Origin of the sequence: Shewanella indica, assembly GCF_033842865.1 — a bacterium.
In the GTDB taxonomy this organism is placed as follows: domain Bacteria; phylum Pseudomonadota; class Gammaproteobacteria; order Enterobacterales; family Shewanellaceae; genus Shewanella; species Shewanella indica.
Genome location: NZ_JAWXXR010000001.1, coordinates 3,388,312 through 3,400,708, shown reverse-complemented (window position 1 = coordinate 3,400,708; position 12,397 = coordinate 3,388,312). Strand labels below are relative to the sequence as shown.

Here is a 12,397-nt window from a genome sequence, read left to right as displayed (position 1 = left end):
ATATTTATACTGCTTGACTTGTAGTAAATTATCTATACAATAAGCTGAATTATTAAGGTATCCTCAGCTCGTCCCATCTCGCTCCAGGCCTCTTAAGTAAGTCCGTTCAGTTAATAATTCTTGAGTTTAATTGAAATGTCACACAGCTGTGGTGAACTCTGTGCTGCGGCGATGGTCTGATGTTCTACTGACACCCGAAGTGCCTTTATGCACTTCAGTCTATCGGGGGGCTTGATAAAGGGTGACAAACTGGGTACATTCAATAGTCAAGCAACGCATCTTTCGCAATAAATGCTAAGGATTTTCTATAGTTAAGATTATATACGCCAATACCGGCGCTAACAGAAATAAGGAGTGTGGCCTATGTCATACAAAGTAAACGGACATGAAATCGCAGTAAGTTTTCCTGTAGATTCAATTTCCATCAACAAAAACTCAATCGCCTTTACCGACAGCAAAGGCAAGAAGAAGCAAACCTTCTCAAAGCGTACAGAAACCCTCAAGTTTATGAAGTGGTTGCTGAGCGCCAATAAGTAAGACTGTCGAAATACCCACTCGATACCCCTATCCTCTCACTGTATCGAGCGCTCAGGCAGATTGGACTGTTATCCAGCAGCAATCGGGTAAACATCACATTTGGTCAAGGCCTTTTCCCGTGATCCCGGGAAGCAGCCTGACCAAATGGCGATAAACAGCAAATCAAGCGCCAGATCATTATCCAAGCCTTCCACTTGAATTAAGCTGATGCTTAACAAATTCATCTGTCGGTGTTGTCTTGAATCAATCCATCACAGCCGCTAAAAGCAGCGCGACTAAACCCGGATCCATTAAACCGAATACCACGGAAGCGATGCGTTCATTGCTGGGCGAGATCCGGCGTTGTATTCCACTAAATTTGCCGGAAGCCAGCCTATGCGGTGGGAAATGCCTGGGTTGCTCCAAGAAAATGTTGGAGATGTTGGACACTGAGGTATGCTTTTGGGAGTCCCGTCTCGATGACGAGGTGCCTGGGCTTGCCGATCTCAAATCCTTGCAACGTTTGGCAGAGCGTACTCATAAGATCCTCAAGCGCAACCAGCTGATCTGAAGTCAAGGTTCCCACTCAACCGAATTTACGCCTGTATCTGGGAAGCATGGACTCATTACCAAGGAGCCCCCCCTGATGCAGATACAGTACCTGGCAGTCGCCCTCACGTTGCAAGAAGTCGAGCAACACTTGCCAGCCGAGCGGATCGTACAAAAGCTCAAAGCGGATACCGCTTTGCTCCAGCTCTTGCCAAAGTTGGTAAAACTCGGGGTAACACTTGCCAAAATGATACTTACGCTCGGGTGTAACAATAGTTGGATGCAATGCCTCATCGGGCGATAACTCAAGCAACTGGGTCTTGAGGTAACTGTCTCCGCCGACCACGGCGCAGGTCAGCACTTCAATATCAGCCTGTTGCTCACAAAAATACTTCTGTAGAAACAGTGCCGTTGTACCAGTTCCCGATGGCAGAAACAGCTTGAGGTTATGGGCAGCCTGTTGCTGCTGCCACTGTAAAATCTCGGCGCCCAACTGAGCTACGCCGTATTCGGCATAACTACAGCGGCCCCCTTCGGGAACGAACAGGCTGTGCTCGCACTCAGGTACAATATGCTGCCTGACAAAGTTCTCCAGGGTCATGCCGGTCATCAACTCGGCCTTGGGCGTATTCTTTACGGCAATCACCCGTGCGCCCAATTCCAACGCGGCGCGATAGTTACCCAGGGGGCGCTGCTGCAACCAGTCCGGCAGGTGATCCACATAAAAGTCCAGCTGCCAACCTTTGAGTTTGGCCAGCGCCGCCATAGAGTAGAGTGAGTTGGCCTGGGCCGAGCCATAACCTATCAGGCGCTTGATACCGGGAAAGTCATGGTCGAGGAAATAACGGAACTTGCGCGCCTTATTACCACTGAAACTGGGATGAAGTAGATCATCGCGCTTGATAAACAGCTGATGTCCCCGAAACTCAAAGGCTTGAACCGGGGTTTTATCCAGTTTGAAATCGGCTAAAGGCATGGCAGTGGCGATATATTTCAAGGCTAAGGTGTGCAAGGGATAGCTATTGTATGTGTTTGCCGCCAAGGAGGACAGGGTTCAGGCCACAAATCCTCACAGGCACCAGTAGGCTTTATGCCAACCAAGTGATGGCTTGGTAGCTAATTCATTGCGGCTTCACTCTGTGATGATTATCGCCACTTATTGGTATAAATCACCAATCCCCGCCATCCGCCCAGGCTTAGAAATAGCAACAACCCATATTATTCAACAGGTTATAATTATGGCACGCTTCTGGCTATTAATCGAAATATCCCCAAGCTTTACAGTAAAACTGTGCGGCTGATCTGCCATTTAAAGGAGCACTCAATGGCTATTTTGCGTCTTATTTTTAATATTGCCTGGTTTATTCTTGGCGGCTTTGTCATGGGACTGGCCTGGTGGTTTGTCGGCTTGCTCTGTTTTATCAGTATCATAGGTATCCCATTCGGCCGCGCCTGTTTTGTCATAGGTGAACTGGCATTCTGGCCCTTCGGTCAGGAGCATATCAACCGCGACAGGCTCTCTGGCCGCGAAGACTTGGGCACCGGCGCCCTGGGTATGGTCGGCAACATCATCTGGTTCCTGCTGTTCGGAATTTGGTTGGCGATAGGCCACCTGACCCACGCCCTGGCCTGCTTTGTCACCATCATAGGCATACCTTTTGGCATTCAGCATCTGAAGCTGGCCTTGCTTTCTTTAACGCCCATAGGCAAGACAGTGGTCGCCTCCCACTAATCACAAAGCCCAGGTCGGATATCTGACTCGATTTTGACCTGGGCTCAAACTTCCCCAAGCAAGTCTAAGGCGTTTGTCGACTCAAACGCTGCACCAACTCCAGCAATAACTCAGGCCTATCCAACGCCACATCATGACCGCAGCGGCAAAAAGGAATCGGCTTTTGCCGATATTTGGCCCCCAGGCGAACGCTGCACTTGGGCGAAACCAGGCGATCATCACAGCCATAAACAATGACTGCCGGCATCCGCAAGTTAGCCGGTGAGCGAAAGCGGGCCGAGGCAACAATTTGTCGCAGGCCATTGGCGAGTGTAGTTTTGGCCTCAAGCGCCAGTTGGCTCCAGTGACGGCACAGAGACTTGTCTTTGGCATGGGCAAGACTGGTAAGCGCAAGAATCGTCGCCTCGCGCCATTGAATGCCCTCACCTTTGACTCTGAAGCACAAGGCTTGTAGTAGGGCTTGCAGCCGAAATCTCTGATACCAAGGCGAAAGATCGGCGGCGCTGCTGTTGAGCAATAAAAGCCCCTCAATCTGAAACTCCTTTTGGCGGCCATCTTCAGCGTCATTTTTCCCGGCAAGTGCCATAGCCACCATGGCGCCCATGGAAATAGCCAATATTCGGCATTTAGCCACCTTGCGCCGCAGTAGTTCATCTGCAACAAAGTCGGCATAATCCTGAATATCCCAGGGGCTGATATCCGCCACCCTATCGCCATTTCCAGGTAGATCGATGAGCTCCACCCGAAACCCCAACGCCAGCAGATTATCGGCAAAGGCTTGCCAATGACGTTTATCGCGCATCAGGCCACGGATCAGCACCCAGGTTTGCTGCTCAGTCATGACTTGGTTTCTCCGCCGCTTGTGGATACCAAAAGTTTCGTGCCTGATAGTCCAGGTGATGTCGATGAAGTTCAGGCAGTTGTTCCAGTACCTGAGCATACCCCACATCGAGCAAGAACTGCATCAGGGTAAAGTGACGCCGTAAAATACGCTGCAGCCTGTGCTGCTTTTGAGGGTTGAAATAACCGGAGAAGCGCAGCAATTGCCTGGGATTCTTTTTAACCCAGGCCCAGGAGCCCATTTCCAGCGTTAAAGGAAGGAAAGGCACTTGGGGGTTACAACTGACCAAATAATCCCAAATATCGCCGTGGGTGCGATAGAAGCGGCTTTGAGGCGCAATATGATAATGACAATGATGGGGGTAGCTCATTTCGAACAACTGCTTTAGATGATACACCTCCCCCAAGCGGGCAAAAGGCGTGTCCTTACAGGCAAAGGGAAACCAGATATGATCCACCAGGCCAAAACCTGAGTGAGCATCGAGCACAATCAAGCTGCTGCCGCGGGCCATAAGATCATTACTGTAGTCAATAATCGCCCGGGTCTCGGCTTCCAGCTGATTGCTGCGGCCCCGATACCAGGGAAGATGGCGGGAAAGCCGTTGACCGCCGACCATAAAAGTCACTGAGCCGCGGGCATCTATGGGAGCATTGCGCATCAAATCGACCCCATTGCCATTGGCGCGAGTTCCCCGGATAAGGCCGATGGGATTCAACACAGGTACAAACGCCAGCCGTATCTGAGTTAACATCAACTGCAGATGTTTATCCCAACTGCAGCGGGTCAACAGGCTGCCAAGAAGCGCCAGTATCACCTGGCTGCCGATGCGCTCTATCCCGTGAACGCCGCCGACGAACAGCACTGTGGGCACCCTGGCGTTTGGGTTCCCCAGCTCCAGCGCCCGCACATCGTGCGTCTTCCCGGCAAAGCCGACTTGGGCCAAAGACCTGGCATTCAAGTGTTGCTGGTATTTATGCTCCAGCTCGGCAAGCAGTTCAAGCTCATAGGCACTTTCTGTCACAGACACGTCCATCTGGGGTAAAGTGCTCAATTTAGCCGCTTTGGATGACAACTCAATGATACTTTAAGTGTTGCTCCAATATGCTCTTGGCATCGATACGGGCCAGCCCCTGGTCGAAAATATCCCGCCAGCGTTGTCCCTCTGCAGAATTTCGAAAAGCCACCAGCAAGCCCTTGCTGGCCAGCAGTTGCCGATTCAGTTTAAGTTTGCCCTCCAACTCCTCCATCCCCTTTTGCCGCAGCAGGTAACGATAGACATTGGCATCGATCACCACGGCATCAATTCTGGCGGCCGCCAATTTGCGAAGGTTTTGTTCATCGGAATTGGCCAGCTCGAAGGGTTGCCGGCCTGAGTCCATGGCCCGATCCAGACTTTCGGTATTAACATAATCCTTGACCACCCCGAGATTGTAACGCTGCAAGTCCTGCAACTGTTGCCAGCTCACTGGCCGCTGGGATTGCTCCACCAAGGCCAATTGACTAAAGCCTAATGGCTTGGAAAAGATAAACTTATCGCTTTGGTGATAATACTCTGGAAAGTAACCAAGATAGGGAGATCCGGGCATGCCTGCCAACTTCACTGCCCGGCTCCAGGGGTAAAAATTAATTTTGAGTTCATGGCCCATGGCGGCCAGTGCCGCCTTGACAACGGCAACACAGGCTCCCTGTTGTTGCAACATCTGACCTGTGTAGGGGGGCCAATTAAGCGAGCTCAATTGCAGGGTATCGGCGCGCACAGAAGAGCTGCCACTATAAAGTAGCAACAACAAGAGGACGTGCAGCGCAGAACGGCCGAAAAAGGTAATAGCTGTTTTTGCCATAATGCCACTCCATTTGCCAAGGCCAACCCCATAAGCATTCCGGAAGTTAACAGAGTATAGCTTGTCGACGCCTGGCAGCTACCAGTCTCAATCAGCGCCGGACACAAAAAAACACAGCTTACCGCACACTTTAAATCAAAGTGTGACGAGAGATGAAAATGTGAAAAAGTTCGATTTGGGTAAGATAGCTAAAATTGGAGGCTAAAACCGCGGTAATCATCACAAAAAACCTATCTAAATCAACGATAGAGCCAATCGATATTAACAGCTGTCAAAGCTCTCCTTCTATCACTATGATGGGCAAATAACCACACACAAAGTAAGCCTATTAGAGGTGATAGCAATGAGATATCAAGCACTGGTCATGGCTGTAACGGCAGCCCTCGGGATGACTGCGGCTCAGGCGGCTGAGCCTATCGAAATTATCAAGCCGGTGAAAATCACCGAGCCGGAAAAAGTCGAACTCGGAAAAATGCTTTACTTCGAACCCAGATTATCAAAGTCCGGGTTTATCTCCTGTAATTCATGTCACAATCTTTCAATGGGAGGGGTAGATGCCCTGCCAACCTCTATCGGTCATGCCTGGCAAGAAGGCCCTATCAACTCGCCTACCGTATTGAACGCCGATTATATGCTGGCACAGTTCTGGGATGGCCGCGCCAAAGATCTCAAGGAACAGGCCGCAGGTCCAATAGCCAACCCCAAGGAGATGGGATTTACTCATGAACTGGCGTCCGAAACCGTTGCCTCCATGCCGGCTTACCGCGCCCGCTTCAAGCAGGTTTACGGCTCTGAAGAGGTCAACATCGACAGGATCACAGATGCAATTGCCGCCTTTGAAAAGACACTGGTGACCCCCAATAGCCCCTTTGACAAGTATCTGGAAGGCGACAAAAATGCCATCAGCGCCGAAGCCCAAGCGGGTTATCAGCTGTTCAAGGACAAGGGCTGTGTCGCTTGCCATAATGGTCCGGCGGTCGGTGGCACCATGTATATGAAGATGGGACTTATCAAACCTTTCCACACGGATAACCCTGCCGAAGGCCGCAAGGCGGTAACGGGTAAGGAAGCCGACAAGATGGTGTTCAAGGTGCCGACACTGCGTAACATTGAACTCACCTACCCCTACTTCCATGACGGCAGTGTTTGGGAGCTGGAAGAGGCGGTCAACACCATGTCGGATATCCAGTTGGGTCAGAAGCTGACCGAGAAAGAAACCCAAGAGATGGTGGCTTTCCTCAAGTCGCTGACCGGCGAACAGCCCAAGGTAGAAATGCCCATTCTGCCGCCATCCAACAAAGACACCCCTAGACCGATTCCATTCGGCAAGTAATTCATGACCATAAAGAAGCGCCGCAATGCGGCGCTTCTCTTTTACTGTTGCGGTTTAAATGACTCAAGCGTTGATATCCCGGTGCAGCTCTTCATACATCAGCTCTCGCATGCGGAACTTCTGGATTTTGCCTGTGACCGTCATAGGGTATTGTTCAACAAACTTGATATAACGCGGCACCTTGAAATAAGCCACCTTCTCGGTCAAGAAGTGACGGATTTCATCTTCAGTGACTGTACTGCCGGGACGTATCTTGATCCAGGCGCACACCTCTTCACCGTATTTTTCACTCTGTACCCCGAATACTGCTGCATCTTGAATTTCACTATGGGTGTAGAGTTTCTCTTCAATCTCCCGTGGATAGATGTTCTCACCGCCCCGGATAATCATGTCTTTGATGCGACCGACTATCTGTACATATCCTTCGCTGTCCATCACTCCGAGATCGCCCGAATGCAGCCAGCCTTCTTTATCTATGGTGGCTTGGGTTTTGGCCGGATCGTTCCAGTAACCCTGCATCACACAATAACCTCGGCTACATACTTCCCCCGGCTGCCCTATAGGTACAATCTCACCGAATTCATCAATGATCTTCACCTCGGTATGGGGCAGTGCCCGGCCAACGGTAGTGACTTGTTTCTCAAATGAAGATTCCACCTCTGTCATATTATTGATCGGGCTGCATTCAGTTTGGCCGTAAGCGATAACGACTTCTGTCATATGCATCAGCTTATGCACCCGTTTCATCAACTCCTCAGGACAGGTGGCGCCGGCCATCACCCCGGTGCGCAAACTGCTGAGGTCATAATCCTGGAAATTGGCCAGCTCCAATTCGGCGATAAACATGGTTGGTACCCCGTGCAGTCCAGTGCAGCGCTCCTGCTCGACCACCTTGAGGGTAGTCGTAGGGTCAAAGGCATCGGATGGGAATACGGCCGTGGCGCCTTTGGCCAGACACACCAGATTCCCCAGCACCATGCCAAAACAGTGGTACAGGGGCACTGGAATACAAAGCTTATCATCCGGGCCAAAGCCCATGGCATCGGCCACCAGCATGCCGTTGTTGAGAATATTATGGTGGGTCAGCGTGGCGCCTTTGGGGTTACCCGTGGTGCCTGAAGTGAACTGGATGTTGATGGCATCATTGGCCGATAGACGCTCACCTATGCCTTTGAGATCGGCATATTCCGCCTCAGAGCCCATGGCACATACCTCGGGGAAATTCAGCATGCCCGGCGTCTTGTCACTGCCGGTGCGAATAACGCAGCGCAGTTCCGGCAGACGACTGGACACCAGCTTACCGGGCTCGGCATCACTGAGCTCCGGCGCCAACTCATTCAGCATCGCCAGGTAATCGCTGGACTTGAACTTATCGTGAGTGATCAGAGCCTTACAGCCCACATTAGTAAGTGCATATTCCAGCTCTTCCGGGCGATAAGCCGGGTTGATGCACACCATGATGGCGCCAATTCTGGCGGTGGCAAACTGAGTCAGACACCACTCGATATTATTGGGCGACCAGATCCCGACCCTGTCCCCGGGGCCGATACCCAGTGCCAACAGGCCTGTGGCCAACTTATCTATCTCTTCAAGATAGCGCGCATAACTCCAGCGCAGTTGCTGATGATGCATCACCACAGCTGTATTGTCCGGATAGCGGTTGCAGATATCCTGCAAATACTGACCTATGGTCTTGTCTATCAAGGGAGTATTACTGTGCCCCAGATAACGGCTCTGTGACAGAGGTAAATCATTGAGTTGCTTGCTTGTCTTGTTGGCAGACATCTAAGCCTCCGTGCGTTGTTTTATCGTTATAGGAAGAGTCTGTCACCCTGAGCCGACGGCCCTCCCCTCACAGTGTGAAGCCATATTGACAGCGTCTGAAAAGCATCAAAAACAGCGGCAATGATCGGCTTTCACTGCGGCCTGGGCGCAGGGTTCATAACGACTCTAACGAATGGCGTATTGGAATAACAAGCAAGGAAACCGGCTTTTAGACTAAAGAATAATGGCTCAAAAACCATCAGGGCCCCCAAAGGAGCCCTGAATAAAAAGCCTGCCGATGACGGATCATGGCCGCAAAATGCACGGTAACAGCGACCGAATATCCTCAGGCCGCCTTTTGCAATTGCTGCATTCTTTCCAGTAAAGCCAACATGACCCCCTGACGGCGCATGTTCTGCAGGACACCCGGGCTGAAACGCTCTAAGCGCGCCATGGCACTGAGCAGCAAGCGGCATTCATACAAGGAAGCATCGGCGATATATTCAGGCCTGTCGACCATATGGCTGTTTTGATACCAATCATCCCAACTGAACTCGTTGAGCAACATGCCTTGGCGCTTCATTTCGGCAACAAATTTATGGACTGTCGCGGGGTCGTAATCCTGTTCCCCGCGGGCAAAATCATGGCGATAGGTTTGATAATCAGCAGTTGAAGCTGTCAGGCTAAGTGTGGCCATAGGCGACTCCTAATCTTTTACATCGATTATCACAATAATGCATAATCTACCAATCTAATGAGGTCAGTCTGCCCCTGCCTTGCTGAATAAGTGCTTAACAGGCTGGTAAGCTTTTCTGGTAAAAACACTCAAGGAGTGCCAGCATGAAGTACTGGTTGATGAAATCCGAACCCGATGAATTCAGCATCGACGATCTACAGCGGGTCAAGGTGGAACCCTGGTGCGGGATCCGCAATTATCAGGCTCGCAACTTTATTCGCGATGAACTGCAAATCGGCGACGCCATTTTGTTCTATCATTCCAGTTGCAAAACGCCGGGCGTGGTGGGCACAGCCAGAGTCGTCGGAAAGGCCAAAGCCGATACCACGGCCTGGGATCCAGAATCACCCTACTTTGATCCCAAGTCCAGTCCAGAGTCACCGCGCTGGTTCCAGCTGGATATCGGCTTTGAACGGCAGTTTGCCAAAACAGTCAGCCTGAAAGAGATCAAGGCAGACTCGCAGCTCGAACATATGTATCTGGTACAAAAAGGGGCCAGACTGAGCGTGCAACCGGTCACAGAGCAGGAATGGCAACGTATTCTTCTACTCGCAGGAGAGAAACTATGACAAACAAACTATCCAAAACCTTGGTAGCAATCAGCCTGGGTGCCCTGCTGGCCAGTCCGGCCGTTTTGGCCAAGCAGGATAAAGACCATAAAGATTTACCCCCGGGACTGCAAAAGAAAGCCGCCCGGGGTGAACCTTTGCCTCCGGGTTGGCAAAAGCGCTATCACAGGGGCGATATCCTTGATAATGATATCTATGCCCGCGGCCGAGTGGTTGTGCCCCTGGGCAATGATGGCCTGATAACGGTCGACATAGAAGGCACACTGTTCAAGCTGCACGACAAGACCCGCAGGATCATTGAGATCCTGGAACACTGATGCCGTTATCAAAGCCCTGAGTTCCAAAGCAAAAAGCCATGGTGGAAACCATGGCTTTTTTGTTTGTCGGCAAAATAGGTTAAGCGCTTGACTGCCTTTCTTCGCTGCTATCTTTACCTTAATCTTTACTGCTACCTTTGCCGGTCATTTCACCAATAGCGCTTCTCAGCGCCCATCCAGCATACGGCCAATTCCGCCAAGCACTGAGCCCTCGCCCCTGTCACTGCCACCGGCAGAAGGCGCATGGGCAATGATCCTGTCGGCCATACGTGAAAACGGCAAGCTCTGCAGCCACACTGTGCCATGGCCTGAAAGTGTCGCCAGAAATAAGCCTTCACCACCAAACACCATGGACTTGAGAGAGCCGGCTCTCTCTATGTCGTAATCGATGCCATTGGTAAAGCCCACCAGACAGCCGGTATCCACTCTCAGGGTTTCGCCCTTGAGCTCTTTACGGATCAAGGTGCCACCTGCGTGAATAAAGGCCATGCCATCACCCTTGAGACTCTGCAAAATAAAGCCTTCACCGCCGAAGAAACCGGTTCCCAGGCGCTTATTGAATCTCATGGTCACCTGGGTCCCCATAGCCGCGGCCAGGAAACTGTCTTTCTGCAAAATGAGTTCACCGCCGACCTCATCGAGATCGATTGCCAGAATAGTGCCTGGATAAGGTGCGGCGAACGACACCCGGCGTTTGCCCTGGCCCTGATTGCTGAAATGGGTCATAAACAGGCTTTCACCTGTCAGCATACGTTTACCGGCCCCCATCAACTTGCCAAAAAAGCCCGAATCCGGCTCTGAGCCATCGCCCATGCGCGCTTCAAAACTGATCCCTTCCTCCATGTAAGTCATGGCGCCGGCCTCGGCTATCACGGTTTCGCCGGGATCCAGCTCCACCTCAACCAGCTGCATGCTCTCGCCCTTGATCTCATAATCCACTTCATGGCTGTTCTTGCTCATTGAAACTCCCCCTCAATGGTTTAGGGTCTGAATGACCTGGCACTCAGTCTATGACATAAAATGTCAAAACGGCAAGTGAGGAGGTGGATGTAATTTGAGTAAAAAGTAACAGAATGCTTCAACCCAAACCGCTGGCGTTATCCCCTTGAAAGCGCTCAAACTCCTCCAGAATAAGCTCGGTAAACAGCCTTCCTGCGCGGCCAAGGGGGCGTTCCAGCGTCGACACCAACTGAGGAATAAAACGAAAACGGCTGCCGCCGACAAAGTCCAGCTCACTTAAATCACCATAAGCCAGCTCTTCGGTTATCAGAAAATCCGGCATCCAACCAAAACCCAGCCCCTTGAGCAAGGCGTTCTTTTTCATAATAAAACCGGAAAGATAAAAGACCTTGTCGCCGCCAAACTGCAGCTCATCGCGCTGGCTCTTGACCGGTGATGAGTCTTCGATGGTAAGCTCCACATGTTGCTGCAATTCAGACAGGGTTATGCCGCGGCGCGAAGTCAAGGGGTGGTCTTTACCTGCCACCAACACACTGGTGATGGCAGGCAGGGGCTTGGGGTGGTAACTGGGGCCGCTGCGATAGTCTTTCACCAACATAAGATCAGCGCTGTCGCGCTCAAACCTGTGTTGTACCCCACCGAGAAACTCCATATTAAGCTGGATTTTGGTCGGGATCTTATGCTCTGTCATGCGCTTGAGGGCAGTCATGATAGGCTCCATCGGCAAAGCGCCGTCTATCACCAGCTCCAACCTGGGCTCCCAACCCTCACTGAAACGGCTGGCCAGATGTTCTATGTTGCCAAGATGCGCCAGTAAGCGTTGTCCCTCGGCCAGAATAACCCGCCCTTCGTGAGTCAGCTCGGCCCGGTATTGATTACGGTCCAGCAGATTAACGCCAAGATATTGTTCCAGTTTCTTTATCTGATAGCTCACCGCCGACTGCGCCTTGTGCAGACGCTCTGCCGCCTTGGCAAAACTGCCCTCTTCCACCACCACCTTAAGCACATTGAAGGCGTCGATATCGATACGCAAGGTTTACACTCCCGTAAATCCAACAAGACAATCAAATTTTTAGATTGAGTATGCCGAATAATTATTCTTTTTTTTGTACAAGCACGCAACTAAATTGAAAGATAGATCACAAAAACGGCTCATTTGCGCTGCCAGCGACCGGTAATTCCGACAGACAAGAGCGCAAAGAGAACAAGAATAACAACAGTGGCCGCCGAAGGTTCCCA

At 51.3% G+C, this 12,397-nt stretch carries 14 protein-coding genes; 6 read left to right on the top strand and 8 right to left on the bottom strand.

Annotation, left to right across the window (positions count from 1 at the left end):
* Nucleotides 1-363: 363 nt before the first annotated feature.
* Both SIL79_RS15170 and SIL79_RS15165 read left to right on the top strand, forming a co-directional pair.
* A complete protein-coding gene (locus tag SIL79_RS15170; protein ID WP_100145745.1) occupies nt 364-537 on the top strand; it encodes a hypothetical protein in 174 nt (57 codons plus the stop codon).
* 313 nt (nt 538-850) lie between these two features.
* Complete coding sequence (locus SIL79_RS15165; RefSeq protein ID WP_039033367.1) at nt 851-1,087, top strand: hypothetical protein; 237 nt, start codon at nt 851-853, stop codon at nt 1,085-1,087.
* A 15-nt stretch (nt 1,088-1,102) separates the two neighbouring features.
* Here SIL79_RS15165 and SIL79_RS15160 read toward each other — a convergent pair whose 3' ends face one another.
* Entirely contained in the window at nt 1,103-2,041 is a 939-nt protein-coding gene (locus SIL79_RS15160; RefSeq protein ID WP_039033457.1) for a pyridoxal-phosphate dependent enzyme, read from the bottom strand.
* A gap of 348 nt (nt 2,042-2,389) precedes the next feature.
* Here SIL79_RS15160 and SIL79_RS15155 point away from each other — a divergent pair, with 348 nt between their 5' ends.
* The gene (locus SIL79_RS15155; RefSeq protein ID WP_039033368.1) at nt 2,390-2,797 is read left to right on the top strand and encodes a YccF domain-containing protein; all 408 of its coding nucleotides are present in this window, start codon (nt 2,390-2,392) and stop codon (nt 2,795-2,797) included.
* A 64-nt stretch (nt 2,798-2,861) separates the two neighbouring features.
* Here SIL79_RS15155 and SIL79_RS15150 read toward each other — a convergent pair whose 3' ends face one another.
* The 3 genes from SIL79_RS15150 to SIL79_RS15140 are packed head-to-tail and all read right to left on the bottom strand — an operon-like array spanning nt 2,862 to nt 5,479.
* Nucleotides 2,862-3,638, bottom strand: coding sequence for an alpha/beta fold hydrolase (locus SIL79_RS15150; RefSeq protein WP_319619439.1), 777 nt, complete (start codon nt 3,636-3,638; stop codon nt 2,862-2,864).
* The gene (locus SIL79_RS15145; protein ID WP_039033458.1) at nt 3,631-4,659 is read right to left on the bottom strand and encodes a M14 family zinc carboxypeptidase; all 1,029 of its coding nucleotides are present in this window, start codon (nt 4,657-4,659) and stop codon (nt 3,631-3,633) included. Before SIL79_RS15145 ends, SIL79_RS15150 begins: the two co-directional genes overlap by 8 nt.
* A gap of 52 nt (nt 4,660-4,711) precedes the next feature.
* The gene (locus tag SIL79_RS15140; RefSeq protein ID WP_319619438.1) at nt 4,712-5,479 is read right to left on the bottom strand and encodes a substrate-binding periplasmic protein; all 768 of its coding nucleotides are present in this window, start codon (nt 5,477-5,479) and stop codon (nt 4,712-4,714) included.
* Nucleotides 5,480-5,822: 343 nt separating this feature from the next.
* Here SIL79_RS15140 and SIL79_RS15135 point away from each other — a divergent pair, with 343 nt between their 5' ends.
* Nucleotides 5,823-6,812: a cytochrome-c peroxidase gene (locus SIL79_RS15135; protein ID WP_101096782.1), complete on the top strand. Its 990-nt coding sequence runs from the start codon at nt 5,823-5,825 to the stop codon at nt 6,810-6,812.
* A gap of 63 nt (nt 6,813-6,875) precedes the next feature.
* Here SIL79_RS15135 and SIL79_RS15130 read toward each other — a convergent pair whose 3' ends face one another.
* Together SIL79_RS15130 and SIL79_RS15125 are read right to left on the bottom strand one after the other, a co-directional pair.
* Entirely contained in the window at nt 6,876-8,597 is a 1,722-nt protein-coding gene (locus tag SIL79_RS15130) for an AMP-binding protein (RefSeq protein WP_039033370.1), read from the bottom strand.
* Nucleotides 8,598-8,922: 325 nt separating this feature from the next.
* Nucleotides 8,923-9,273, bottom strand: coding sequence for a DUF6508 domain-containing protein (locus SIL79_RS15125; protein WP_039033371.1), 351 nt, complete (start codon nt 9,271-9,273; stop codon nt 8,923-8,925).
* A gap of 143 nt (nt 9,274-9,416) precedes the next feature.
* Between SIL79_RS15125 and SIL79_RS15120 the strand changes: the two genes are divergently transcribed.
* Together SIL79_RS15120 and SIL79_RS15115 are read left to right on the top strand one after the other, a co-directional pair.
* On the top strand, nt 9,417-9,881 hold the full coding sequence (locus SIL79_RS15120; RefSeq protein ID WP_039033372.1) for an EVE domain-containing protein: 465 nt from the start codon (nt 9,417-9,419) through the stop codon (nt 9,879-9,881).
* Nucleotides 9,878-10,198, top strand: coding sequence for a hypothetical protein (locus SIL79_RS15115; protein WP_039033373.1), 321 nt, complete (start codon nt 9,878-9,880; stop codon nt 10,196-10,198). The genes SIL79_RS15120 and SIL79_RS15115 overlap by 4 nt, the downstream gene beginning before the upstream one ends.
* A gap of 165 nt (nt 10,199-10,363) precedes the next feature.
* Here the strand turns inward: SIL79_RS15115 and SIL79_RS15110 are convergent, their stop codons facing one another.
* On the bottom strand, nt 10,364-11,158 hold the full coding sequence (locus tag SIL79_RS15110; RefSeq protein WP_039033374.1) for a TIGR00266 family protein: 795 nt from the start codon (nt 11,156-11,158) through the stop codon (nt 10,364-10,366).
* A 118-nt stretch (nt 11,159-11,276) separates the two neighbouring features.
* Nucleotides 11,277-12,191, bottom strand: coding sequence for a LysR family transcriptional regulator (locus tag SIL79_RS15105; protein WP_101096779.1), 915 nt, complete (start codon nt 12,189-12,191; stop codon nt 11,277-11,279).
* Nucleotides 12,192-12,397: the final 206 nt, after the last annotated feature.